At 63.9% G+C, this 23,746-nt stretch carries 18 protein-coding genes; 5 read left to right on the top strand and 13 right to left on the bottom strand.

The window, feature by feature from the left end; translation table 11 throughout:
- The first annotated feature begins 97 nt into the window (after nucleotides 1-97).
- Together ACYU03_RS19960 and ACYU03_RS19955 are read left to right on the top strand one after the other, a co-directional pair.
- Nucleotides 98-1,198, top strand: coding sequence for an efflux RND transporter periplasmic adaptor subunit (locus ACYU03_RS19960; RefSeq protein ID WP_461886351.1), 1,101 nt, complete (start codon nucleotides 98-100; stop codon nucleotides 1,196-1,198).
- Between the two features lie 6 nt (nucleotides 1,199-1,204).
- Nucleotides 1,205-4,270 carry an efflux RND transporter permease subunit gene (locus ACYU03_RS19955; RefSeq protein ID WP_461886350.1) on the top strand — a complete coding sequence of 1,022 codons (3,066 nt, stop codon included), beginning with the start codon at nucleotides 1,205-1,207 and terminating at the stop codon, nucleotides 4,268-4,270.
- A 140-nt stretch (nucleotides 4,271-4,410) separates the two neighbouring features.
- On the opposite strand, the gene ACYU03_RS19950 is transcribed toward ACYU03_RS19955, so the two are convergent.
- Genes ACYU03_RS19950 through plsB form a run of 3 tightly spaced genes read right to left on the bottom strand, consistent with a single transcriptional unit; the run spans nucleotide 4,411 to nucleotide 8,042 of the window.
- On the bottom strand, nucleotides 4,411-5,100 hold the full coding sequence (locus ACYU03_RS19950; protein WP_461886349.1) for a DUF4197 domain-containing protein: 690 nt from the start codon (nucleotides 5,098-5,100) through the stop codon (nucleotides 4,411-4,413).
- A gap of 33 nt (nucleotides 5,101-5,133) precedes the next feature.
- Nucleotides 5,134-5,532 carry a YbaY family lipoprotein gene (locus tag ACYU03_RS19945; RefSeq protein WP_461886348.1) on the bottom strand — a complete coding sequence of 133 codons (399 nt, stop codon included), beginning with the start codon at nucleotides 5,530-5,532 and terminating at the stop codon, nucleotides 5,134-5,136.
- Nucleotides 5,529-8,042, bottom strand: coding sequence for a glycerol-3-phosphate 1-O-acyltransferase PlsB (plsB, locus tag ACYU03_RS19940; protein ID WP_461886347.1), 2,514 nt, complete (start codon nucleotides 8,040-8,042; stop codon nucleotides 5,529-5,531). Before plsB ends, ACYU03_RS19945 begins: the two co-directional genes overlap by 4 nt.
- A 222-nt stretch (nucleotides 8,043-8,264) precedes the next feature.
- Between plsB and ACYU03_RS19935 the strand changes: the two genes are divergently transcribed.
- The gene (locus ACYU03_RS19935) at nucleotides 8,265-8,474 is read left to right on the top strand and encodes a cold-shock protein (protein ID WP_461886346.1); all 210 of its coding nucleotides are present in this window, start codon (nucleotides 8,265-8,267) and stop codon (nucleotides 8,472-8,474) included.
- A gap of 72 nt (nucleotides 8,475-8,546) precedes the next feature.
- Here ACYU03_RS19935 and ACYU03_RS19930 read toward each other — a convergent pair whose 3' ends face one another.
- The 4 genes from ACYU03_RS19930 to ACYU03_RS19915 all read right to left on the bottom strand — a co-directional run bounded on the left by ACYU03_RS19930 (nucleotide 8,547) and on the right by ACYU03_RS19915 (nucleotide 13,627).
- Nucleotides 8,547-8,924, bottom strand: a complete 378-nt coding sequence (locus ACYU03_RS19930; RefSeq protein ID WP_461886345.1) for a hypothetical protein — start codon at nucleotides 8,922-8,924, stop codon at nucleotides 8,547-8,549.
- Between the two features lie 16 nt (nucleotides 8,925-8,940).
- The gene (locus tag ACYU03_RS19925; protein WP_461886344.1) at nucleotides 8,941-9,750 is read right to left on the bottom strand and encodes a putative RNA methyltransferase; all 810 of its coding nucleotides are present in this window, start codon (nucleotides 9,748-9,750) and stop codon (nucleotides 8,941-8,943) included.
- Entirely contained in the window at nucleotides 9,750-10,901 is a 1,152-nt protein-coding gene (gene dapE / locus ACYU03_RS19920; protein WP_461886343.1) for a succinyl-diaminopimelate desuccinylase, read from the bottom strand. The genes ACYU03_RS19925 and dapE overlap by 1 nt, the downstream gene beginning before the upstream one ends.
- A gap of 134 nt (nucleotides 10,902-11,035) precedes the next feature.
- Entirely contained in the window at nucleotides 11,036-13,627 is a 2,592-nt protein-coding gene (locus ACYU03_RS19915; RefSeq protein ID WP_461886342.1) for a glycosyltransferase, read from the bottom strand.
- Between the two features lie 267 nt (nucleotides 13,628-13,894).
- Here ACYU03_RS19915 and tcdA point away from each other — a divergent pair, with 267 nt between their 5' ends.
- A complete protein-coding gene (gene tcdA, locus ACYU03_RS19910; protein WP_461886341.1) occupies nucleotides 13,895-14,716 on the top strand; it encodes a tRNA cyclic N6-threonylcarbamoyladenosine(37) synthase TcdA in 822 nt (273 codons plus the stop codon).
- Here the strand turns inward: tcdA and ACYU03_RS19905 are convergent.
- From ACYU03_RS19905 to ACYU03_RS19890, 4 genes are all read right to left on the bottom strand, one after another.
- Nucleotides 14,695-15,105, bottom strand: coding sequence for a SufE family protein (locus tag ACYU03_RS19905; RefSeq protein WP_461886340.1), 411 nt, complete (start codon nucleotides 15,103-15,105; stop codon nucleotides 14,695-14,697). The genes tcdA and ACYU03_RS19905 overlap by 22 nt on opposite strands.
- Nucleotides 15,102-16,307 (bottom strand): cysteine desulfurase, encoded by a 1,206-nt coding sequence (locus tag ACYU03_RS19900; protein WP_461886339.1) that lies wholly within the window; start codon nucleotides 16,305-16,307, stop codon nucleotides 15,102-15,104. Before ACYU03_RS19900 ends, ACYU03_RS19905 begins: the two co-directional genes overlap by 4 nt.
- Nucleotides 16,308-16,380: 73 nt before the next feature.
- Complete coding sequence (dapD, locus tag ACYU03_RS19895; RefSeq protein ID WP_461886338.1) at nucleotides 16,381-17,415, bottom strand: 2,3,4,5-tetrahydropyridine-2,6-dicarboxylate N-succinyltransferase; 1,035 nt, start codon at nucleotides 17,413-17,415, stop codon at nucleotides 16,381-16,383.
- Nucleotides 17,416-17,457: 42 nt separating this feature from the next.
- Nucleotides 17,458-17,805: an ArsC family reductase gene (locus ACYU03_RS19890; RefSeq protein WP_461886337.1), complete on the bottom strand. Its 348-nt coding sequence runs from the start codon at nucleotides 17,803-17,805 to the stop codon at nucleotides 17,458-17,460.
- A gap of 303 nt (nucleotides 17,806-18,108) precedes the next feature.
- Here ACYU03_RS19890 and ACYU03_RS19885 point away from each other — a divergent pair, with 303 nt between their 5' ends.
- On the top strand, nucleotides 18,109-19,755 hold the full coding sequence (locus tag ACYU03_RS19885; RefSeq protein ID WP_461886336.1) for a Na+/H+ antiporter: 1,647 nt from the start codon (nucleotides 18,109-18,111) through the stop codon (nucleotides 19,753-19,755).
- A 70-nt stretch (nucleotides 19,756-19,825) separates the two neighbouring features.
- Here the strand turns inward: ACYU03_RS19885 and dapC are convergent, their stop codons facing one another.
- Complete coding sequence (gene dapC / locus ACYU03_RS19880; protein ID WP_461886335.1) at nucleotides 19,826-21,019, bottom strand: succinyldiaminopimelate transaminase; 1,194 nt, start codon at nucleotides 21,017-21,019, stop codon at nucleotides 19,826-19,828.
- Nucleotides 21,020-21,041: 22 nt separating this feature from the next.
- Nucleotides 21,042-23,741 (bottom strand): [protein-PII] uridylyltransferase, encoded by a 2,700-nt coding sequence (locus ACYU03_RS19875; protein WP_461886334.1) that lies wholly within the window; start codon nucleotides 23,739-23,741, stop codon nucleotides 21,042-21,044.
- Nucleotides 23,742-23,746: the final 5 nt, after the last annotated feature.

The following is a 23,746-nucleotide window of genomic DNA, read 5'->3' as shown; positions in this document are numbered from 1 at the left end:
TTTCTCTCGGACGGCTGCTTCCCCGCTCCGGTTCCCTGACTTAATATACTCGTCAGTATAAATATTCGAAGCGTCCGTTCGCGAAAGGTCACTCACCATGTTGCGCCATGCCTTGCCCATCGCCTTGTCCGCAGCTGCCGTCCTGCTGCTCGCAGCCTGCAGCCAGGAAACCACGCCACCCGCCGCGCCACGTCCGGCCCTGGTGGTCCAGCCGCAACCTGCCAGCGCCGCTGCGGACAGTTACCCGGGCGAGGTGCGTGCGCGCTTCGAGCCGGAGTTGGCCTTCCGCATCGCTGGCAAGGTCAGCAAGCGCCTGGTCGAGGAGGGGCAGCGGGTCAAGGCCGAGCAGCCGCTGGCCGAGCTGGACCCCCAGGATGTGCGCCTGCAACTGGAGGCTAATCGTGCCCAGCTGGCTGCCGCCGAAGCCAACCTCAACCTGGTGCGCGCCGAGCGTGACCGCTACAAGAAGCTGCTCGACCGGCAGATGGTCAGCCACTCCCAGTACGACAATGCCGAGAACCTCTATCGAGCCGGCATGGCCCGCCTCAAGCAGGCCCGGGCCGAGTTCGACGTGGCCGGCAACCAGGCCGAATACGCTGTGCTGCGCGCGCCCCAAGACGGAGTGATCGCCAAACGCCAGGTCGAGGTCGGCCAGGTGGTCGCCGCCGGCCAGACGGTGTTCACCCTGGCCGCCGATGGCGAGCGTGAGGTGGCCATCGGTATTCCGGAGCAGCAGTTCGGTCGTTTCACGGTCGGCCAGGCGGTGAATGTCGAGCTCTGGTCACAGCCGGACCAGCGTTTCGACGGACGCATCCGTGAGCTGTCGCCGGCGGCCGATCCGCGCTCGCGCACGTTTGCCGCACGTATCGCGTTTACCTCGGGCAAGGTGCCAGCCGAGCTGGGCCAGAGCGCCCGGGTATTCATCGCCCATGCTGAACGCATCCCCCTGTCGGTGCCGCTGTCGGCTGTTACTGCGGAGAACGGCCAGGCCTATGTCTGGCGGGTGACCGCCGACAACCGCCTGGAGCGGGCCGTGGTGCGGCTCGGGGCCTATGGCGCAGACAGTGTCCCAGTGCTCGAAGGGCTCAATGCTGGCGACTGGGTGGTCGCAGCGGGTGGCCATGTGCTGCAGGAAGGTCAGCAAGTACGGCCCGTGGACCGTACCAACCGTGTGGTGAACCTGGCGGTCAAGGAGTAAGTCCCGATGGGTTTCAACCTTTCCGCCTGGGCGCTGCGTAACCGCCAGATCGTACTGTTCCTGATGATCCTGCTGGCTGCTATCGGCGCTATGTCCTACACGAAGCTGGGGCAGAGCGAAGACCCGCCCTTTACCTTCAAGGCCATGGTGATCCGCACCTTGTGGCCTGGCGCCAGCGCCGAGGAAGTGTCACGCCAGGTCACCGAGCGCATCGAGAAGAAGCTGATGGAGACCGGCGAATACGAGAAGATCACTTCCTTCTCCCGCCCCGGTGAATCGCAGGTGACCTTCATGGCCCGCGACTCGATGCATTCGGCGGATATCCCCGAGCTCTGGTACCAGATCCGCAAGAAGGTCGCGGACATTCGCCATACCCTGCCACCAGGGATCCAGGGGCCATTCTTCAACGATGAGTTCGGTACTACCTTCGGCAATATCTACGCCCTGACCGGGGATGGCTTCGACTATGCGGTGCTCAAGGACTACGCCGACCGCATCCAGATCCAACTGCAACGGGTCAAGGATGTCGGCAAGGTCGAGTTGATCGGACTGCAGGACGAGAAGATCTGGATCGAGCTGTCCAACGTCAAGCTGGCCACCCTCGGGGTGCCCCTGGCCGCAGTGCAGCAGGCCCTGGAGGAGCAGAACGCGGTGAGCACCGCAGGCTTCTTCGAAACCGCCAGCGAGCGCCTGCAACTGCGGGTCAGCGGGCGCTTCGACAGTGTCGAGCAGATCCAGCAGTTTCCTATTCGCGTCGGCGACCGTACGTTCCGTATCGGCGATGTGGCCGAGGTTCATCGCGGTTTCAACGACCCACCTGCGCCGCGCATGCGCTTCATGGGTGAGGACGCCCTTGGCCTGGCGGTGTCGATGAAGGAGGGGGGCGACATCCTGGTGCTGGGCAAGGCCCTGGAAACCGAGTTCGCCCGTCTGGCCCACAATCTGCCGGCCGGCATGGAGCTGCGCAAGGTTTCCGACCAGCCGGCGGCGGTGAAGGCCGGGGTGGGCGAATTCGTCCAGGTGCTGGTCGAGGCATTGGCCATCGTCTTGCTGGTGAGCTTCTTCTCCCTGGGGATGCGCACCGGCCTGGTGGTGGCACTGGCCATCCCGCTGGTGCTGGCGATGACCTTCGCCACCATGCATTACTTCGGCATCGGCCTGCACAAGATCTCTCTGGGCGCGTTGGTGCTGGCGCTCGGCCTGCTGGTGGACGACGCGATCATTGCCGTGGAGATGATGGCGATCAAGATGGAGCAGGGCTTCGACCGTCTGAAGGCGGCCAGCTATGCCTGGACCAGCACGGCCTTCCCGATGCTCACCGGTACCTTGATCACCGCGGCGGGTTTCTTGCCGATCGCTACGGCGCAGTCGAGCACTGGCGAGTACACCCGCTCGATCTTCCAGGTGGTGACCATCGCCTTGCTGGCGTCATGGATTGCCGCCGTCGTGTTCGTCCCTTATCTGGGGGAGCGCCTGTTGCCGGACCTGGCCAAGCGCCATGCCGCACGCCACGGCACTGGCGAGCATGCGCCCGACCCATATGGCACGCCATTCTACCAACGGGTACGGCGTGTTGTGGAATGGTGCGTGCGGCGGCGCAAGACGGTGATCTTGCTGACCATCGCCGTCTTCGTCGGCAGCATCCTGCTGTTTCGTTTCGTGCCGCAGCAGTTCTTCCCGGCCTCGGGCCGTCCAGAACTGATGATCGATCTGAAGCTGGCTGAGGGGGCTTCGCTGAGCAACACCGCCGAACAGGTCAAACGCCTCGAGGCCTTGCTCAAGGAGCGCGCTGGCATCGACAACTATGTGGCCTACGTCGGTACTGGTTCGCCACGTTTCTACCTGCCGCTGGACCAGCAACTGCCCGCCGCCAGCTTTGCCCAGTTCGTGGTCCTGGCCAACAACCTCGAGGACCGCGAGGCCCTGCGCAGTTGGTTGATCGCCACGTTGGACGAGCAATTCCCTGACTTGCGCTCACGCGTCACACGCCTGGAGAACGGCCCACCCGTGGGCTATCCGGTGCAGTTCCGGGTCACCGGCGAGCATATCGAGGAGGTCCGCGCCCTGGCGCGTCAGGTGGCGGCCAAGGTGCGCGAGAATCCTCATGTGGTGAACGTGCACTTGGACTGGGAGGAGCCGAGCAAGGCGGTATTCCTGGACATCGACCAGGACCGCGCCCGCGCCCTGGGCGTGAGCACCGCCCACCTGTCGAGCTTCCTGCAGAGTTCTCTGACCGGCTCGAGCGTCAGCCAGTACCGCGAAGACAATGAACTGATCGAGATCCTCCTGCGCGGCACGCACCGCGAGCGTAGCGAACTGGATAACCTAGGCAGTCTCGCCGTGCCCACCGATAACGGCCAGAGCGTGGCGTTGTCGCAAGTGGCAACGCTGGAATACGGCTTCGAGGAAGGCATCATCTGGCACCGCAATCGCCTGCCGACCGTTACGGTCCGCGCCGATATCTACGGCAAGGAGCAGCCGGCGACGTTGGTGAAGCAGATCTTGCCGACCCTGGAGCCGGTGAGGGCGATGCTGCCTGATGGCTACCTGCTGGAAGTCGGCGGTACCGTGGAAGATGCCGAGCGTGGGCAGAAGTCGGTGAACGCGGGCATGCCCTTGTTCATCATCGTGGTGCTGAGTTTGCTGATGGTGCAGCTACGCAGCTTCTCGCGCACGGTGATGGTGTTCCTCACCGCGCCCTTGGGGTTGATCGGGGTCACGCTGTTCTTGCTGGTGTTCCGCCAGCCGTTCGGCTTTGTCGCCATGCTGGGCACCATCGCCCTGGCGGGGATGATCATGCGCAACTCGGTGATTCTGGTCGACCAGATCGAACAGGATATCGCCGCCGGGCTGGACCGTTGGCAGGCGATCATCGAGGCCACGGTGCGGCGCTTCCGGCCCATCGTGCTCACCGCCCTGGCGGCGGTGCTGGCGATGATCCCGCTGTCGCGCAGCGTGTTCTACGGGCCGATGGCGGTGGCGATCATGGGTGGCCTGATCGTGGCCACGGTATTGACGCTGCTGTTCCTGCCGGCGCTGTATGCGGCGTGGTTCAGGGTCAGGAAAGACTGAACGCTCTATAGGGGAGGGCGTTGCCCTTCTGTCACGACACAAGGCCGCTTCCACAGGATTGCGTCCAGCTCAGGAGCTGCGCAATACCTATGGAAGCGGCCTTGTGTCGCGATAGGGCTGCAAAGCAGCCCCGATTGGGCTCAGAGCGCGCCGAAGACCTTCTTGGCCAGGCTGGTCGCTGCCGCCGTCGGGTTCTCGCGGATGCTTGCTTCCTGCTGGGCGATCATCTTGAACAGGCCATCGAGCGCTTGCTCGGTGACGTAGCTCTCGACGTTGGCGCTTTTCGCATCGACGACGCCGAGGCCTGCGGCCTGACCCGCGAAGTTGTTGTATTGCTGGACCACGCCGACCTTGTCGGTGGCTTCCTTGACGATGGGCAGGAACTTGGCACGGATCTGCTCGCGGCTGCTCTTGTCCAGGTACTGTGTCGCCGAGTCGTTGCCGCCGCTGAGAATGCCTTTGGCATCCGCCACGGACATGTTCTTCACCGCATCGACCAGGATCGCCTGGGCCTGGGGCACGGCGGCTTCGGCGGCCTGGTTCATGCTGGCTTCCAGTGCCTCTACTTGGGCGCCCTTGCCGAACATCTTCATGGCCTTGGCCGCCTTGCCGAGGTTGCCTGGCAGTTCGATGCGCACATCAGGGTTATTGCTGAAACCGCCGGGTGTGCCCAGTTGCTTGACAGCAATCTGCGCGCCTTGGGTCAGGGCATCCTTCAAGCCGCCAGTGGCGTCTTTCTGGGACAGGTCGCCGAGCGAGAGGGCCAGGGCACTGGCCGACAGCAAAAGGCCGGCACACAGGGTTGTGAAGCGCAGGGAGGAGCGAATCATGACTGCATCCTTAGTATGAGAAATGAACAGGTATCAACGAACCGGGTCGACCTTGATCCGGACGGGTTGCGGGTCATTGCCGTCGAGTTGCACCGCATGCTGCTCGGTATTGATGAACAGCAGCCTGCCGTCCAGTTCGATACGCGCGCTGATCGCATAGCGATGGCCCGGCTTGACTTGGGCCGGGTCGTAGGTCAGATGGAACGGCAAGGGTACATTGCCCTTCACCGGACCGTTCTGGCTGGCCAGGGTCACGGCTGGGGCGTCCATCAGCGAGACGTCCTGCAGGCTGACGTTCAGGGTCGCAGCGGGCGGCAGGGCGATACGCTGAAGGTAGAAGACTTCGCCATCGAGGCTGGCCTTGTTGGTGGTCGGGGAGCTGCTGCATGCGGCCAGCAGGCTGCCGATCAGAGCGAGTGCGAGTTTTTTCATGCGGGATTTCCCTGTCTGGTGGACTCGGCCGCTGGTTCGGCCGGTTCGTCGTGGCGGTGCAGGGCGACCTGGCGGATCGACAGGCGCAGCTCTGCTGACAGCACACGTTTAGCCGCGCCTTCGGCCAGCTCGCCGAGCTTTTCATGGTAGCCGAGCTTGCCGGCCGTGTCGGGGCGCAGTACGCCTTGGCGCACCAAGGTTTGGATGAAGTGGCGGAACAAGGACTTGTCGAAGAACTCCGGGGCGTTGAGACCGTGGAGGATCGACAGGCGCTGGGCCATCATCACGCAAAGGTCTTCCAGCTCTTCGGCGGTCAGGCTGTGTTGGCCGCTGTTGAGCAGCAGCGAGGTGGCCATGTAGAAGCGCTGCAAGGTCTGGGTGATGTTGCGTGCCAGCAGGGTCAGCAGAACGAACTGCCGCGAGCTTGGCGCCGGGCGTAGGTACACGTCGTTCTCGAAACGCAGCAGGCCTTGCTCCACCAGCGCGACCAGCCATTGGTCGATGGCTTCGTCCAGCTGATCCGGGCTCCAGCGCAGGAACAGCTCGGCCTGCAGGTAAGGATACAGGGCGTGGGTGTACTGGCCGACCAGCTCGCGGCTCATCCGCGAACTGCTCTGGAAGAAGCTGGCCAACAGGGCGGGCAGGGCGAAGATGTGCAGGATGTTGTTGCGGTAGTAGGTCATCAGCACCGCATTGGCTTCGTCCAGGTAGAGGATGCGGCCGAGGGCATCCTTCTGCTCCGCCACCAGACCCATGCCCTTGACGTGGCCGATCAGGCCCAGAGCGTCACCTTCGGGCAGAGTGGTGTGGGGTGAGTAGGGCACTTTGCGTAGCAGCGCCAGGTACAGGTCGAGCACTCGGGTCAGGGCGCTCTCGTCGAGGGCCATGCGGCTGGTGGAGAGCAGGGCCAGCGCCACCAGGTTGACCGGATTGATCGCCGCCGCTTCGTTGAGGTGGCGGGCCACGGTTTCGCCCAGGTTCGAAGTGGTCTCGTTGAGCCAGGCTGGGCGGAACTGCGGGCCCAGTGCCTGTTCGCGCCAGCCGGGTTGTTGCTGGTCGAGGAAGCCGGCCAGGCGGATCGGTTCGCCGAAGTTCACATACACCTGGCCGAAGCGCTGTTTCAGCGCGCCGATGACTTTGAAAATATCGAAGATCGACTCTTTCTTCTTGCTCGCCCCGCGCAGTTCACCCAGGTAGGTGCGGCCTTCGAGCACCCGCTCGTAGCCGATGTACACCGGAACGAAGACGATCGGTGTGCGCGATGAGCGCAGGAAGCTGCGCAAGGTGATGGCCAGCATGCCGGTCTTGGGCTGCAGCATCCGGCCTGTGCGCGAACGCCCGCCTTCGACGAAGTACTCGACCGGAAAGCCTTTGGTGAACAGGGTATGCAGGTATTCGTTGAACACGGCCGTGTACAAGGGGTTGCCCTTGAAGGTACGGCGCATGAAAAAGGCCCCGCCACGGCGCAGCAAGCCGCCGATCACCGGCATGTTGAGGTTTATCCCGGCGGCGATGTGCGGCGGGGTCAGGCCATTGCGGAACAACAGGTAGGACAGCAGCAGGTAGTCGATGTGGCTGCGGTGGCAGGGTACATAGATGACCTCATGGCCGGGGGCGATGCCTTGCACCTGCTCGATATGGTTGACCTTGATGCCGTCGTAGATCTTGTTCCAGAACCAACTGAGCACCACTTCGAGGAAGCGGATCGCGGTGTAGGTGTAGTCCGAGGCGATTTCGTTGCCATAGCGCAGCGCCTGGGCTTCGGCCTTGGCCAGCGGGATGTTCTCGCGCTCGGCCTCGTCGGCGATGGCCTGGCGCACCAGCGGGTCATGCACCAGGCCCTTGACCAGATTGCGCCGGTGCGAGATGTCCGGGCCGATGACGGCGGTCTTGAGGTTGCGAAAGTGCACTCGTAGCAGGCGCTGGGCCATGCGCACGGTGCGCTCGTGGCCCTTGTTGTGTTGCACCAGCTCGCGCAGGTGGATCGGGGCGGAGAACTGCACGCGGGTCTTGCGGCCGAGGATCAGGATGGTCAGCAGCCGGCGCAGGCGCCCGGTCACTGCCCAGCTGTCGGCGAACAGCAGTTTCCAAGGGCTCGACTCGCTGGCTGGCGACTGGCCCCAGAACACGCTGACGGGAATGATCTGCGCATCCTCTTCGGCATGCTGGCTCACCGCGCCGACCAGGCGTTGCAGGGTCGGGGGCGCGCCGCGCTTGTCTTGACGGCCGAGCCAGTCTGGCTCCGGGGTCAAGTAGAAGAACGCCGCAGGCTCCTGCAGGTGCCCCAGGGAGACGGGTAAGACCGGGCGTGGCAGCCCCGCCTTGGTGCACTCTCGGTCGAGCACTGCCAGGTCGGTGAGCGATGGTGAAGGCAGGGCATAGAACACCGGACGGCTGCGGTCGAGGTTGAGGCTCAGGGAAGACTGGTTGATGGTCTCGGAGCGCACCCACAGGTACAACAGGCGACGCAGGGCGCCGAAGATCAGACGGCGCAGGGGGGAACGGGTCATACGGTGTGTGCTCTGGATGAGAATTTCGAGTAGAAGCTCGGTGGATTAGTGTGCCGTATCCGCGCAAGTTCAGCAAAAAGCGCCCAAGTCATAAAAAATCTTTGTCCCCTGTCATATACTCGGTCCGCAGCTTGCAGGATATTTCTGCAAGCTGCGTCGGCACGGGGTGGTGACCTCGTGTCTGCACGGCGATCTTCAAAATAAAAATCCGGAGTAGTTCAGATGTCGTCTCGTGAGACTGGGAATGTGAAATGGTTCAACGATGCCAAGGGCTATGGCTTCATTCAGCGCGAAGGTGGGGCGGACGTGTTCGTCCATTACCGGGCCATCCGTGGTGAAGGGCATCGCACCCTGATCGAAGGTCAGTCGGTGGAATACAGTTTGGTGCAGGGCCAGAAAGGCCTGCAGGCCGAGGATGTGGTTGGCCTCTAAGGCCTTCAGCGTCAAGCCTCAAGCTGCAAGTTGACCGTGGAACTTGCAGCCTGACGCTGATGGTTTCGGGTTTTAGCTGGTGCGCCAGGTGATTTCCTGCTCGCCGTCGGCGCTGATGCGGATCCAGCGATCGGCATCTTCTTCCCCTTCTTCCTCGACCCAACTGCCCGGCGCACAGCGCACTTCGACACCCAGTGCAGCATAGGCTGCGCGGGCGCAGGCGGTGTCGTCTTCCCACGGTGTCTGGTCGCTTTCCAAGAACAGGCTGTTCCATTTCCCCACAGCCTTGGGTACCCAGGTGACTGGAATGTTACCGGCCGTGCACTTCCAGGTCTGTCCTTTCTGCTTCCATTCGCTGCAGGGACCCACTGCCTTGCCGAGCCAGTCGGCAATCTGCTTGTGGTCGACGTCGGTGTCCTTCAGGTAAATCTCGATATCAGGTTGGCGCATGGGAACTCCGCTGTGCTCAGTGGCGCACAAAATAATCGTAACGCATGGAAACCGTGACTTCGAACGGCTCGGCCTGGTCGATGACTCGGGCGCGCCGTTCGGCGCTGGCGCGCCAGCCATGTGGCGTCATGGCCAGCAGGTCGGCACGGGCCTTGGGGGCGGCCAGGCTCAGACGGAAGTTCAAGGTTTCGCTGTGGGTGTGCTCCATACCCTCGGGGACCAAGGCCAGGTGTTTGTCGTCGGCGTAGGGGCGCACTTCATCGTAGAGCACTTGGCGCAATTCGATCAGGTGGTCGCTGGTCGGGCCGACGCGCATCAGGCCACCGCCCGGGCTGAGCAGGCGGCGCGCCTCCTGCCAGTCCAGCGGGCTGAAGACGCTGGCGATGAACTGGCAACTGGCATCGGCCAGGGGGACCCGGGCCATACTGGCGACCAGCCAGCTCACTCTCGGGTCGCGGCGGCAAGCACGCTTGACCGCTTCGCGGGAAATGTCCAGGGCATAGCCATCCGCCTGGGGCAGGGCCTGGGCGATCTGCGCGGTGTAGTAGCCTTCGCCGCAGCCGATATCCAGCCAGCGACCTGGTTGGCGCTCGGCCGCCAAGGCGGCCAGGCGCTGGGCCACCGGGGCATAGTGGCCCGCCTCGAGGAAATCGCGGCGGGCCTCGACCATTGCCTGGTTGTCACCCGGGTCGCGGCTGTTCTTGTGCTGCACGGGCAGCAGGTTCAGATAGCCTTGGCGCGCACGGTCGAAGCGGTGCCCGGCCGGGCAGGCCACGCCATTGTCGAGCCTGGTCAGGGCGGAGTGGCACAAAGGACAGGTGAGCATCAGGCGAGCAACCGGACGAGGGTCTGGTAGTAGATCTCGGTCAGCACATCGAGGTCGCTGGCCAGGATCCGTTCGTTGACTTGGTGGATGGTAGCGTTGACTGGACCGAGCTCGACCACCTGGGTACCCAGGGTGGCGATGAAGCGTCCATCGGAGGTACCGCCGCTGGTCGAGGCCTGGGTCTGGCGGCCGGTCACCGACATGATGCTGGCCGATACCGCATCGAGCAATTCGCCCGGCTCGGTGAGAAACGGCAGGCCCGACAATGCCCAGTCGATGGACCAGTCCAACTGGTGTTTGTCGAGGATCGCGCTGACACGCTGCTGCAGACCTTCGACTGTCGACTCGGTGGAGAAGCGGAAGTTGAACAGGGCGGTCAGTTCGCCGGGGACCACGTTGGTGGCACCGGTGCCGGAGTTCAGGTTGGAGATCTGGAAACTGGTTGGCGGGAAGAAGGCGTTGCCCTCATCCCAGTGCTCCGCGGCCAGTTCGGCCAGAGCAGGGGCGGCCAGGTGGATTGGGTTGCGCGCCAGGTGCGGATAGGCCACATGGCCTTGGATGCCGCGCACGGTCAGCTTGGCGCCGAGGGAGCCGCGGCGGCCGTTCTTGACCACGTCACCGACCAGGCTGGTGCTCGACGGCTCGCCGACGATGCACCAGTCCAGGCGCTCTTGACGGGCGGCCAGGCGTTCGACCACGGCCTTGGTGCCGTGATGGGCCGGGCCTTCCTCGTCGCTGGTGATCAGGAAGGCGACCTTGCCGCGGTGGTCGGGATAATCGGCGACGAAGCGCTCACAGGCCACCACCATGGCGGCCAGGCTGCCCTTCATGTCGGCTGCACCGCGACCGCAGAGCATGCCTTCGGCGTCGATCAGCGCATCGAACGGCTCATGCTGCCAAGCCTGCACCGGGCCAGTCGGCACCACGTCGGTGTGACCGGCGAAGCACAAGACCGGACCGTCCTGGGTTCCATGAGTTGCCCAGAAGTTGTCCACGTCTTCGATGGGCATCGGCTCGAGCGCGAAGCCGGCATCGCCCAGGCGTTGCATCATCTGTTTCTGGCAATCGGCGTCGACCGGGGTCACTGAGGGGCGACGGATCAGGTCGCAGGCCAATTGAAGGGTGGGCGAGAGGTCGGCTGGTGCCGTCATGAAGGACTCCGGGGCAAGGCAAGGCGGGAAATCAGGGGCGTTATCTTATAGCAATTGAGCGAGTGAAGGCAGGGCGGTTGAGCCCGTGCCTTCAATGATCGGGCCAGCGGCGCAGGCTGTCACGGCACAAGGACTCAAGCCGCTTGTGTCTCCTGCACACTGTCAATCGGCTTGGGCAGCGACGACAGCAATGCCATGACCAGTGCGGCCAGGTAAGGCAGCGATTGCACCAGCAGCATGGCCACCCAGAACCGCATGTCGGCACTGGGCAGCCCTTGCACCAGGTAGATCCCGGCCGCCGCCCCCCAGAGCAAGAGCATGATGAACAGCTCTTCTCGCGCTTCGGAGATGGCCACCAGCACGCCATGGCTGTCGGCGTTCTTCGGTGTGCGGATGAACGGCATGCTGCTGGTGAAGAAGCCGTAAAGCACAGCCTTGGCGATGGTGTGCGACAACGCCAGCCCGGCCAATGCGGCGGCGAAGGCGTCCTTGAGGTCGACGCCGACGGCACGGCGGTAGAGGAAGACGATCTTGCCGACTTTGAACACGAACAACGCCAGCGGCGGGATGGCGAAGATCAGCAGCGGCGGGTCGACCCGCTGCGGCACGATGATCATCGCTGCCGACCAGAGCAGGGCGCCGATGGTGAAGAAGATGTTCATGCCATCGGCGATCCAAGGCAGCCAGCCGGCCAGGAAGTGGTAGCGCTGGCCTCGGGTCAGCTCGCTGCCGTTGCCGCGCAGCAGGGCGCTGGCGTGGTGCTTGATGATCTGGATGGCGCCGTAGGCCCAGCGGAAGCGTTGCTTCTTGAAGTCGATGAAGGTGTCGGGCATCAGGCCTTTGCCATAACTGTTGTGGGCATAGGCGGCCGAGTAGCCTTTCTCGAATACCCGTAAGCCCAGCTCGGCGTCTTCGCAGATGCACCATTCGGCCCAGCCCAGCTCTTCGAGCACGGAGCGTCGGGTCATGGTCATGGTGCCGTGCTGGATGATCGCATCGCGGTCGTTGCGGGTGACCATGCCGATGTGGAAGAAGCCTTTGTACTCGCTGTAGCACAGCTTTTTGAAGGTGCTTTCGTTCTGGTCGCGGTAGTCCTGGGGCGATTGCACCACGGCGATCTTCGGGTCGGCGAAGTGCGGCACCATGTGCTTGAGCCAGTTGCGGTCCACGCAATAGTCCGAGTCGATCACCGCGATCACTTCGGCATCCTTGGCCGTATGCGGGAGCAGGTAGTTCAGTGCGCCGCCCTTGAAGCCGGCCAACGGAGAGACATGGAAGAACTTGAAGCGCTCGCCCAGCAGTTCACAGTGGGCCTTGAGCGGTTCCCACACTGCCGGGTCCTTGGTGTTGTTGTCGATGACCAGCACCTCGAAGTCGGGATAATCCAGCGCGGCGAGGGCGTTGAGGGTCTGCTTGACCATTTCCGGCGGCTCGTTGTAGCACGGCACATGCACCGAGACCTTCGGTCGGTAGGCGCTGTCGGCCTGTACCGGTAGGAATTCGCGCCGGCGCTTGTGGATCCATACCGCCTCGGCCAGTTCATGGGCCTCGGTCAGCAGGACGATGAACACGCCGAGTGCGCCGAGGGCCAGCAGAAAGCCCACGGTCAGGCTGAACCAGGTGCTGTATTGCTGGCTGTAGTCATAGCCGATCCAGACCAGCACCGAGCCACAGAGGAAGGCAATGAAGGTCAGGAAGGTGCGGCCGCGTTGGCGCAGGGCCGAGCCGTCGATCAGCAACAGGGTCAGGGCCAGCATGGCCAGCACCACCGAACCGACGGCCAGCGCACGCCATTGCGGAATGGCCACCACCGGCCCCTCGAAGTTGAATTTCTGCTGGCGTTCGGCGTTGAACACTCCCCAATAGGCGCCTACCGAACCCTCGTCGCTGGCTTTCCACGGCTGGTCGTAGGCTTCGATGACGAAGTAGTTGTAACCCTGGCTATTGAGGGTGGTGACCAAAGTGCGTAGGTAGATGGCCTGGTCGGCCTGGGTGGCATCGGCGCCGCCGCGCATGCGGCCGTTGCTTGGCCAGCCGACTTCTGAGAGCAGCAACGACTTGCGTGGGAACTGGTGCTTGAGGTCGCGGGCACGCTCGAGGACGAACTCCACAGAATCTGCCATCGGCACGAACTCCCAGTAGGGCAGGATGTGCGCGGCGATCAGGTCGACATGGAAGGCCAGCTCGGGATGTTCTTTCCAGATATGCCATTGCTCACTGGTGGTCACTGGCACCTTGACTGCTGCACGGACCCGGTCCAGGTACTGGATCAGCGCCTCGGGAGTGATCTCTTCGCGGAACAGCGCTTCGTTGCCGACCACTACCCGGACCACGCTGCGCGAGGTGTTGGCCAGCTCGATGGCCTTGGCTATCTCCCGTTCGTTGCGCTCCAGGTCTGGGCTGATCCAGATCCCCAGGGTTACCCGCAGGCCGAGTTCCTCTGCCAGATGCGGGATCTCGGCCTGGCTGCCTTCGACCGTATAGATGCGGATGCTGTCGGTCAGTTTGCTGATCTGCTCCAGGTCCTGGCGTATTTGGGCTTCTGTCGGATACTGGCCTCTCTGCGGGCTTTGCCCGAGGCGGAAAGGCGAATAGGAGAAACCGGAAATCTGTTCCGGCCAGGCGGGGGCGGACACGGGGCGGTTGATCAGTGCCCAGAACCCGGTGAACAGCGCGGCAATGGCCAGGACCACCACCAGGTTGATACCAAATTTACGCGATGACATAGAGTGTTCAGGTTCCGAAGGAAGGAACGGGCAGGCGCCACCGGGGCGCGGATCCTACGCTTTACCTGGGAAGGTAACTGATTGGATTTTCTTCAAAGGCTGAAGTTCTGGGCCCGTTCTGTTGTCGTCCGGCTCTTTTGGCCGGGGGCGCATTAAAGCAGGATTAGGCAATTCATTACCAATTGACCGCCAGGAGCCGTGCCCGGACTGGCTGTCATTCCGCAGCTGGCGGCCTATAATGCGCGCCGCTTTTTTCGGGATTGAGCCATGAGTACAGAAGATCCACGCTTTGCCGGCGTCGCCCGGCTATATGGCAATGACGGCTTGCAGCGCCTCAAGCAGGCCCATGTAGCCATCGTCGGCATCGGTGGCGTCGGGTCCTGGGCGGCCGAGGCCATGGCGCGCAGCGGCGTGGGTGAGATCTCCCTGTTCGACCTGGACGATGTCTGCGTCAGCAACACCAACCGCCAGGCTCACGCCCTGGAGGGTCAGGTCGGCCGGCCCAAGGTCGAGGTCATGGCCGAACGCCTGCGGGCGATCAACCCAGCCTGCACGGTGCATGCGGTGGCCGACTTCGTCACCCGCGAGACCATGAGTGAGTACATCACCGAGCAGCTCGACTGCGTCATCGATTGCATCGACAGCGTGATGGCCAAGGCGGCGCTGATCGCCTGGTGCCGGCGGCGCAAGATTGCCATCATCAGCACCGGCGGCGCGGGCGGTCAGATCGACCCGACCCAGGTGCAAGTCACCGACCTGAACAAGACCTACAACGACCCGCTGGCTTCGCGGGTGCGCTCCACCTTACGCCGTGACTACAACTTTTCACGCAATGTCAGCCGCAACTATGGCGTGCCTTGCGTGTTCTCCACCGAGCAGTTGCGTTATCCCAAGGGTGACGGCAGCGTGTGCCTGCAGAAGAGTTTCGTCGGCGAAGGGGTGCGCCTGGACTGTGCCGGCGGCTTCGGCGCGGTGATGATGGTGACTGCGACCTTCGGCATGGTCGCCGCCAGCAAGGCCGTGGAGAAGCTGGTGGGCGGCGCCCGGCGTCCGGCCGAGCGCAAGCCTCAGGCGCCTGAAGCCAACTGAGCCATACGCTGCAGCACAGCGTGCAGGCCGTTGCTGCGTGAAGGGGACAGTTGACGTTCGAGCCCCAGTTGGGTGAACCAGGCGCGTAGGTCCAGTTGAGCCAGTTCGGTGCTGTCCAGGCCTTGTATCCGAAGCAGCAGCAACGCCAGCAGGCCGCGCAGCAGGCGGGCGTCGCTGGCGGCCTTGAAATGCCATTGACCGTCCTGCTGCGTGGCCACCAGCCAGACCAGGCTTTCACAGCCATGGACCCGGTTGGCTTCGACCTTCTCTGACTCCTCCAGCGCGGGCAGACGCTCGCCCCATTGCATCAGCAGACGCGCGCGCTGCTCCCAGCCGCGGGCTTGCTCGAAGCTTTCCAGCGCCAGGCGGGCTGCTTCCGGCAGGCTCATTGCAGCAGCTCCAGGGCCTGGTCCAGCGCATCGAAGAAGCGCTGCAAGTCATCGCTGTCGTTGTACAGCGCCAGTGACACCCGTATCGCGCCCTCCAGGCCGAAGCCCTTGAGCAGCGGAATGGCGCAGTGATGGCCAGCGCGCACGGCAATGCCTTGCTCGGTCAGCAAGTGGGCGATGTCGGCATTGTGCACGCCGTCGATGACGAAGCTGGCCAGGGCCGTCTGTGGGGTGCCCAGCAGGCGGATACCCTCGCGGTCATCGAGCCCACGTAGCAGGTGCTGGTGCAGGCTGGCTTCATGGTTGGCCACGGCATTGGCATCCAGCCCGCCAAGGTAGTCGAGGGTGGCGCCCAAGCCGATGACTCCGGCGATCGGTGGCGTACCGGCCTCGAAACCCAGCGGCGCTGGCCGGAAGGCAGCGCTGTGGTAGTCCGCGATCTGCACCATCTCGCCACCGAATTGCCAGTGCCGCAGGCGCTCCAACGCCGGTCGGCGGCCATAGAGCACGCCAACGCCTTCGGGGCCGTAGAGCTTGTGGCTGGAAAACACATAGAAGTCGCAGCCCAGTTGCTGCACGTCATGGCGGCCATGGACCACTCCCTGGGCGCCATCGACCACGGTCAGCGCGCCCTGGGCGCGCGCATGCGCCAGCAGCGGCGGCAGCGGTTGCCAGGTGCCAAGCACGTTGGACAACTGGCTGACCGCCAGCAGGCGGGTGCGCGGGCCGATCAGTTGTAGCGCCTGCTCCAGGTCGATGCGCCCGTGTTCGTCCAGTGGCAGGATCACCAAGCGCAGGTTGCGCCGCCGCGCCAGTTGCTGCCAGGGCAGCAGGTTGGCGTGATGCTCCAGCGCACTGATGGCGATTTCGTCACCCGTTTCGAAAAGGTATTCCAGGCCATAAGCCAGCAGGTTCAACGCCGAGGTGGCCCCCTGGGTGAAGATGACCTGCTGGGCATCGGCGGCATTCAGCCAGGCCGCCACCTTGTCGCGACTGGCTTCGAACGCCTGGGTTGCCAGGGCGCCGGGCAGGTGCTGGGCACGGTGCACATTGGCTGCGCCATGGGAGTAGTAATGGCTCAGGGCGTCTAGCAGGGCCTGGGGCTTCTGGGTTGTGGCGGCGTTGTCCAGGTAGGTCTGGTGCTGCCGTTGCAGGGCGTCGATGGCAGGAAAGTCAGCGCGCCAGGGAGAGGGTTGGAACATGATCTTGGGACCTGGAAATCGGGCCTGGCATTAGGCCAGACCCGATGGTACCACTTAGAACCGGTCCGGGTTCTCAGTTGTGTGCGTGCAGTGCCTCGTTCAGCTCGATGGCCGACTTGTGGGTCTTGCACTCCACGGCACCGCTGACCGAGTTGCGGCGGAACAGCAGGTCGGTCTGGCCGGCCAGGTCACGGGCCTTGACCACCTTGACCAGTTGGTTTTGCTCGTCGAGCAGTTGCACCTTGGTGCCGGCAGTGATGTACAAGCCGGCTTCGACGGTGTTGCGGTCGCCCAGCGGGATGCCAATGCCGGCATTGGCGCCGATCAGGCAGCCTTCGCCCACGGTGATGACGATGTTGCCGCCGCCCGACAGGGTGCCCATGGTCGAGCAGCCGCCGCCCAGGTCAGAACCCTTGCCAACGAACACGCCTGCCGAAACACGGCCTTCGATCATGCCTGGGCCTTCGGTGCCAGCGTTAAAGTTGACGAAGCCTTCGTGCATGATGGTGGTGCCTTCGCCGATGTAGGCGCCCAGGCGCACGCGCGCGCTGTCGGCGATACGCACACCGGCGGGGACCACGTAGTCGGTCATCTTCGGGAACTTGTCCACCGAGAAGACTTCCAGCAACTCGCCTTTCAGGCGTGCTTCGAGCTGTTGTTCAGCCAGTTCGGCCAGGTCGATGGCACCCAGGCTGGTCCAGGCGACGTTCGGCAGCAGCGGGAAGATCCCGGCCAGGCTCAGGCCGTGCGGCTTGACCAGGCGGTGGGACAGCAGGTGCAGCTTCAGGTAGGCCTCGGGCGTCGAGCTCAGGGTGGTGTCTTCGGCCAGCAGGGTGGCGACCAGCGGCTTGTGGCTTTCGGCCAGGCGGGTCAGCAGGGCGGCCTGGGTGGCATCGACATTCTTCAGGGCGTCGGCCAGTTGCGAAGCCTGGGCGGTGGTGAAGGTGATGGCCTGGTTGCCGCCTTCGTAGCCCAGGACCGGCGCGATCGCGGCGACCAGTTCGGCGGCAGGCTTGAGCAGGGGCTGAGCATAGAAGACTTCCAGCCAGGCGCCCTGGCGGTTCTGGGTGCCGACACCGAAGGCCAGGCTGAACAGAGTAGTGGACATGCAGTTACCTCTTGCGAATAAGGGGTGGAAGCGTAGGCAGGTTCAGCGCAGGGCTGCCGCGTACAGGTCCGGTTTGAAGCCGACCAGGGTCTTTTCACCGAGGTCGAGCACCGGACGCTTGATCATCGAGGGTTGTGCCAGCATCAGCTCGACGGCCTTGGCCTGGTCGAGATCCGCCTTGCTGGCGTCATCGAGCTTGCGGAAAGTGGTCCCGGCACGGTTGAGGACAACTTCCCAGCCGTGCTCGTCGCACCAGCGGTTGAGGCTGTCGCGGTCGATGCCCTGGGTCTTGTAATCATGGAACTCGTAGCCTATGGCTTGTTCTTCAAGCCAGGTACGGGCCTTTTTCATGGTGTCACAGGCTTTGATGCCGTAGAGAGTGTAAGCCATTGAATACCAGGGGCAGCCGGGACAGGCCGGGCGTCCCCGAAACTCCTTGAAGATTGGGTGGGGCCGATTATGCGGCATCGATGGGCAGGGCGCCACGGCTGTGGTGGGCTCACTGTGCCCGTGGGGTTACGGCTTGACCCGCAGTGCAGGATGCTGTGTAGCATTAGGTTACATATTCTCGCGCGACCTGCGACTTTCGTGCAGCGGTTCATTTTCCCAGAGAGCCGCTAACATATTGTTTCAATGGCCCTGTTTCGCGACGCGGGCGGCGCCACGCTTTTGATCACACAGGAATCTTGCCGTATGCAGTCAGCCTATACCGTCCTTATCCTGCTGATGCTGGTAAGTGTTTCCAAACTGGTCGGACGGATGGTTCCCCTGCCATTGCCGTTGGTGCAGATCGCTGCCGGTGCGCTGTTGGCCTGGCCGACGCTCGGCTTGCATGTGGCCCTGAACCCTGAGCTGTTCCTCTTCCTGTTCTTGCCGCCGCTGCTGTTCGCTGACGGCTGGCGTATGCCCAAGCGTGAGCTGTGGCGCCTGCGTGGCCCGGTAGTGGCCTTGGCGGTCGGCTTGGTCCTGTTCACCGTCGTGGGCGCTGGCTATTTCATCCACTGGATCTTGCCGAGCATCCCGCTGCCGGTGGCCTTCGCCCTGGCGGCGGTGCTGTCGCCCACCGATGCCGTGGCGGTGTCGGCCATCGCCCAGGATCGCCTGCCGACCCCTTTGATGCACATGCTCCAGGGTGAGGCGCTGATGAACGACGCTTCAGGCCTGGTGACCTTCAAGTTCGCCCTGGCGGCGGCGATCACCGGCGTGTTCTCGTTGACCGAGGCGAGCCTGGCCTTCGTTCTGGTGGCATTGGGTGGCCTGGCGGTGGGCGTGGCCCTGAGCTGGCTGGTCGGCCGCCTGCGGGCGTGGATGATCGCCCGGGGCTGGGATGATCCGGCGACCCATGTGGTGTTCATGCTGCTGCTACCTTTCGCGGCTTATGTTCTGGCCGAGCGCCTTGGGGTTTCCGGGATTCTTTCGGCGGTAGCTGCTGGCATGATGCAGAGCTGGCTCGACCTGCTGCCGCGGCAGACCAGTACCCGCCTGCTTAATCGCAGTGTCTGGTCGTTGCTCGAATTCGCCTTCAACGGCCTGATCTTCCTCCTGCTGGGTCTGCAATTGCCTGACATCATCAAGGCCGTAGTCAGCCACGAGACCTCGCTGTGGCCGACTTTGGCCTGGCGCTGCCTGGATGTGGTAGCGATCTTCGCGGTGCTTGTGCTGCTGCGCTTTGTCTGGGTGCAGAGCATCTGGCGGGCGATCGGGGTAGTCCGCCGCTGGCGCGGCAAGTCGGAGCTGGTGCAGGTGCCGAACACGCGTTCCTGCTGGTTGTTGACCATGGGCGGGGTGCGTGGGGCCGTGACCCTAGCGGGTGTGATGTCGGTGCCCCTACTGATCGGCGCAGACACGCTGTTTCCCGAGCGGGACCTGCTGATCTTCATCGCTGCCGGGGTGATCCTGCTGTCGCTGATCTCGGCCTGTATTGCCCTACCGTTGTTGTTGCGTGGCGTGACCAAGAGTCCGGACGAGGCACTGCGCCAGGAAGTCCAGGAAGCCTGGCGGCGGACTGCCGAAGCAGCGATCCATACACTGGAGGCGGAGGAAGTTGTCGAGCCGGGGGCGCCGCAGGATGCCGCCCAAGCGGCCATGGCCACCGAACTCAAGGCGCGCTTGATGGCTGAATACCGCGACGAGTTGGAAAGCTACAACGACACCGCCGAATCCCGTGCCCTGGCCGAGCAAATGGACCAGTTGGAACGGCGTCTGCGCTTGAGAGCGTTGCGGGCCCAGCGCCTGGAGCTGTACAGCCTGCACCGCCAGCACCTGGTGGGGGATGAGGTGGTGCGGCAGGTGTTGGGCGAGCTGGACATGAGCGAGGCGAATCTGGGGCAGGTCAGGTAGGCCAGGGTTGAAGCATCGCGGAGCCATCCCACTTCCTGGCCATGGAAGCGGGATGGCTCGCGATACACCGTCAGCCTTTCAGGAATTCCCTGATCCGCTGCGCAGCCTCGATGCACTCGGCCAGTGGCGCGACCAGCGCCATGCGCACGCGCCCGGCGCCTGGATTGACGCCGTCCACTTCGCGGGACAGGTACGAGCCCGGCACCACGGTCACGTGCTGCGTCTCGAACAGGTCACGGCAGAACTGGGCATCGTCGCCCGGCACCTTCGCCCATAGGTAGAAACTGCCATCAGGACGCTGCACGTCCATCACCGGCTGGAGAATTTCAAGCACCGCATCGTACTTGGCCCGGTATTGGTCGCGGTTGTCGCGCACATGCGCCTCGTCCTGCCAGGCGGCAATGCTGGCCAGTTGGGTCTGCACGGGCATGGCGCAGCCGTGGTAGGTGCGGTACAGCAGGAAGGGCTTGATGATACTGGCATCACCTGCCACGAAGCCGGAGCGCAGGCCCGGCAGGTTGGAGCGCTTGGACAGGCTGTGGAACACCACGCAGCGCGCGAAATCGCTGCGGCCCAGCTCGGCGCAGGCGCTGAGTAGGCCGGGTGGCGGGTTTTCCTCGTCGAAGTACAGCTCGCTGTAGCACTCGTCGGCGGCGATCACGAAATCATGCTCGTCGGCCAGGGCGATCAGCTTCTTCAGGGTGTCCATCGGCACCAGGGCGCCGGTGGGGTTGCCCGGCGAGCAGAGGAAGAGGATCTGGCAGCGCTTCCAGACTTCGGCTGGCACGGTGTCGAAATCCGGGTTGAAGCCGTTGCTGTCCAGGCATGGCAGGTAGTGTGGCGTTGCGCCGGCCAGCAGGGCTGCGCCTTCGTAGATCTGGTAGAAGGGGTTGGGGCTGATCACCAGGCCATCGTCGGCACGGTTGACCACTGCCTGAGTGAAGGCGAACAAGGCTTCGCGGGTGCCGTTGACCGGCAGGATGTGGCGGTCGGCGTCGAGCCAGCCGGCTGGTACGCCAAAGCGGCGTTCGCACCACTGGCCGATGGCCTGGCGCAGGGCGGGAAGGCCCGCAGTAGTGGGGTATACCGACAGTTGCTTGAGGTTGTCGGCCAGGGCTTGGGCGACGAACGCTGGCGATTCGTGCTTCGGCTCACCGATCGACAGGGCGATGGCGCGTTTGTCCGCCGCCGCTGTCACGCTGCCCAGCAGGGCGCGGAGTTTCTCGAACGGGTAGGGCTGCAGCTGGGTCAAGGCATGGTTCATCGGCGCGGGGTCTCGTCAAACGTTAAAAAGTCACGCGGGTAGGGGTGGCTTCGCTGGTCTGGCCGGCTTGCAACTGCTGGACGATGGCGTCCTGCAGGCGGCTGCACAGCTGCGGATCGGACAGCGGCTGGTTGTCGGCGTCGGTAATGAAGAACACGTCTTCGACGCGTTCGCCGAGGGTGGCGATCTTGGCATTCTGCAAAGAAAGGTCGAACTCCAGGAAGATCTTGCCGATCCGCGCCAGCAGGCCGGGACGGTCGGGGGCCGTGAGTTCGAGGATGGTCACCGGGCGCTGGGCGTCGTTGTGGATGGTCACCTGCGGCGCGAAAGTGAAGTGCTTGAGTTGGCGTGGCACCCGGCGCTGGATGATGTCCGGGTAGTCTTCCGGCGTGCGCAGGGCTTCGGTCAGGCCCTCGCGGATCTGCTTGACCCGCTGCGGGTTGTCGCCGATGGCGCCGCCGTCGTTGTCCAAGACAATGTAGGTGTCGAGGGTGAACTGGCTGCTCGAGGTGATGATGCGGGCGTCATGGATGTTCAGGTTGAGCTGGTCCATGGCGGCCACGGTCACGGCGAAGAAGTCGTGTTGGTCGGGCGCGTAGATGAAGATCTGGGTGCCGCCCTCGAACTCGCGCTGGGTGGTTTCCTTGATCAGCACCAGTGGCCCGCCATCGGCGGGCTGCTGGAGGATCGCGTCGCTGTGCCAAGCCACGTCGGCGGCGGTATGGCGCAGGAAGTAATCGTCGCCCAGCTGGGCCCAGAGTTGCTCTACGTCGTCCGGGTCGGTGCCGCCGCGGACGAGGATGTCCAGCGCGGCATTTTGCGTCTGACGGATCTGCTCCTCGCGGTCCAGCGGGTTTTCCAGGCCCCGGCGCAGGGCGCGCTTGGTCTCGGTGTAGAGCTGGCGCAGTAGGCTGGCGCGCCAGGAGTTCCAGAGGCTGGGGTTGGTGGCGTTGATGTCGGCCACGGTCAGTACGTAGAGGTAGTCCAGGCGGGTTTCGTCGCCGACCAGCAGGGCGAAGTCGTTGATCACCTGTGGGTCGGATAGGTCCTTGCGCTGGGCGGTGGTCGACATCACCAGGTGGTTCTGCACCAGCCAGACGATCAGGCGGCTATCCCAGGCGGGCAACTGATGGCGTTCGCAGAAGGCCAGGGCGTCTACCGCGCCGAGTTCGGAGTGGTCGCCCTGGCGGCCCTTGCCGATGTCGTGGTAGAGGCCCGCCAGGTAGATCAGCTCCGGCTTGGGCAGTCGGCCCATGAGCTTGCTGGCCAGCGGGAATTTCTCCGAAACCGGCGTGTACTGCAGCTTGCGCAGGTGCTTGATCAGGTTGAGGGTGTGGGCATCGACCGTATAGATGTGGAACAGGTCGTGCTGCATTTGCCCGACGATCAGGCCGAACTCGGGCAGGTAGCGGCCGAGGATGCCGTAGCGGTTCATCCGCCGCAGGTTGCGGTGGATGCCGATCTCGCACTTGAACAGCTCGATGAACAGGCTGGTGTTGCGGATGTCGTGGCGGAAGCTGTCGTCGATCAGGTGACGGTGCTCGCGCAACAGGCGCACGGTGTCGGCTCGCACGCCCTTGATCTCGGGATGCTGGGCCATCAGTACGAAGATTTCCAGCATGGCGAACGGCGTGCGTTTGAACACGTTCGGGTTGACTGCCTCGATATAGCCGTCGTGCAGGCGGAAGCGGGCATTGAGCGGCTGGGTGCTGCCGCTGTCGTCAGCGAGGATGACTTCCTCGAAGTGCTGGATGATCAGGTCGCACAGCTGGCTGATGCTCATCACCACCCGGTAATACTGCTGCATGAACTGCTCGATGGCACGCTTGGGGTTGTCATCGCTGCAGCCCAACAGCGCCGCGATGCTGCGCTGGTGATCGAACAGCAGGCGGTCCTCGGCGCGCCCGGCGAGCATATGCAGGGCGTAGCGCACCTTCCACAGGAATTCCTGGGACGAGGCGAGCAACTCGTTCTCGCTTTCCAGCAGGAAGCCTTCGCCGGCCAGGGCGTGCAGGTTGAGGGTGCCGTACTGGCGGCGGGCGACCCAGAGCACCGTCTGGATGTCGCGCAGGCCGCCCGGGGAGCCCTTGACGTTGGGCTCCAGGTTGTATTCGGTGTCGTTGTACTTGTGGTGGCGGGCCTTGAGTTCGGCGCGCTTGGCCAGGAAGAACTCCTTGCTCGGCCACATGTGTTCGGTGCTGGTGACCTCGAGCATGCGCTGGCGCAGGGGCTCGGGGCCGGCGATGGTGCGACTTTCCATCAGGTTGGTGATCACCGTCAGGTCGGCACGCGCCTGCTCGGCGCATTCCTCGACAGTGCGCACGCTCTGGCCCACTTCCAGGCCGATGTCCCAGAGTAGGGTCAGGAAGCGCTCGATGGCATCGCGGTACAGCTCGTGCTCGGCACTGTCGAGCAGGATCAGCAGGTCGATGTCGGAATGGGGGTGCAACTCGCCGCGGCCATAGCCGCCCACCGCGACCAAGGCTATACCGGCTTGGTCGCGCCAGTCGAACTGGTTCCAGGCCTGCTGCAGGATATTGTCGACGAACCAGGCGCGGTCCTCGATGAGCCGGCGGATCTCAAGGCCGTTGCGAAAGCGCGCGTTGAGCACTTCGTCGGCCCGGCGAATGGCCTTCTTGAAGGCCGCGATGGGGCTCGCTTTCAGCGCCAGTTCCGCCTGGAACTGACCACGGTCGAACAGCTCTGGATCCACCTGGGGCATCGAAT

The sequence above is a fragment of the Pseudomonas sp. X10 genome (genome assembly GCF_054889225.1).
The sequence above is the reverse complement of the archived record's forward strand: the minus strand, read 5'-3'. Positions and strand labels throughout refer to the sequence as shown.